The sequence below is a fragment of the Hydrotalea sp. genome (genome assembly GCF_049968455.1).
Lineage (GTDB): Bacteria > Bacteroidota > Bacteroidia > Chitinophagales > Chitinophagaceae > Hydrotalea.
The window spans coordinates 77876-79541 of record NZ_JBMFQT010000014.1; the positions used below are offsets into that span (position 1 = coordinate 77876).

General features: G+C 42.3%; 1 protein-coding gene. It reads left to right on the forward strand.

The annotated features are described in order from the left end of the window. The first annotated feature begins 248 nt into the window (after positions 1-248). Complete coding sequence (locus ACP5P5_RS10785) at positions 249-1403, forward strand: acyltransferase family protein (protein ID WP_428286120.1); 1155 nt, start codon at positions 249-251, stop codon at positions 1401-1403. The last annotated feature ends 263 nt before the right edge of the window (positions 1404-1666 follow it).

Consider the following 1666-nt stretch of genomic DNA (forward strand, 5'->3'; position numbering starts at 1 on the left):
GAAATTAAGTTCTAAATCAATGAATCCTAATTCCCATAAAAAGGGCTGTCCTCGGGCAGCCCTTTTTATGTGCCTACCAATAAATAGTGGAGTTTTTTACTTACACCACAAGGGTTCATCATTTGGCTTCCTATAAAAATTGTATATAATAAATGTTGCATCTTATTTTCTTGTGCATACAATTATCTCCTTTCCTGTTGCTAATTACAGGCTTTTCCTTAATTTAACACTTTACCAAACACCCCCTTATGGTTAAACAACGCTATTACTCGCTCGATGTATTTCGGGGCGCTACCGTGGCACTGATGATTTTGGTGAACAACCCCGGCTCCTGGGAACACATTTTCACACCGCTGGAACATGCACCCTGGCATGGCTGCACACCCACCGATTTAGTATTTCCTTTTTTCCTGTTTGCCGTTGGGAATGCCTTTTCTTTTGTGCTGCCTTCCTTCGAACAAAAGGGTAATGCTTATTTTTTAAAGAAGGTAGTGAAACGGGCTGTCCTCATTTTTGTCATTGGCTTGCTCCTCAACTGGAGCCCCTTTGTACAATGGAACGATGGACATATTGTGTTAAAGAGTTTTCAGCAAGTACGCATCATGGGGGTACTGCAACGCATAGCCGTTAGTTATTTGTTGGCAGCGCTCATAATTTATTACGCCAAACCCCGCGGTGCTTTTGTAATAGGGGGCATTATTTTATTGGTGTATTGGGCTTTCACCTTTTTGGCAGGTGCACCCGGCGATCCCTATAGCCTGCAAGGTTTTTGGGGTACACAGTTCGATATTCATTTGTTTGGCATGAACCACGTGTACAGGGGAGAAGGTGTGCCATTCGATCCGGAAGGATTGTCCAGCACACCCGGTGCCGTAGTGCAGGTGATCATTGGCTTTTTAACGGGACAATACATTCAACAAAAAGGGAAGAATTTTGAAATGCTGGCTAATCTGCTGGTCATGGCATTAATCTTAATGGTAACAGGCTATATCTGGGATATGGTATTCCCCATCAACAAAAAAATATGGACCAGCAGTTATGTGGTATACACCAGTGGTTTGGCTATGGCCACATTGGGTATCTTGATTTATGCTATTGAATTCAAGGCCTACAAAGGCGCCTGGAGCCGCTTCTTCGATGTGTTTGGCAAGAACCCTTTATTCATATTTGTACTCAGTGGTTTTTTGCCCCGAATACTCGGCTTAATTCATATTCCCGATGGTACTAACGAGGAGGGCTTGCCGAAATATCTTTCTCCCTTCGGTTGGCTATACCAAACCATTTGTAAACCCATTAGTGTAGATGAACGAGTGGGCTCATTGGTGTATGCATTGATTTTAATTGCTTTTTACTGGTTCATTGTATACTTGATGGATAAGAAGAAGATTTACATCAAGGTGTAACCACCCAATTGGGACTGTTTGTAGGCACATGGCTTGTTTTTTGCTATCATTGCTTATTAAGACAAAGAAGGAGTGGAATCACCTTCGTTTTCAGGGTATTTGTCCTACCTACTCTCAGAAGGACTAACAACGCGGTATCGGAAAAACGCATCCGTTTTCAAACCTCTCAGTATCGTCCAAACGAACCCAATAATGTAAATGCCTTTGTATATGTTACCACTATTAATAAACTATTGAGTAGGGTAGATACTGCGGGGAAGTAG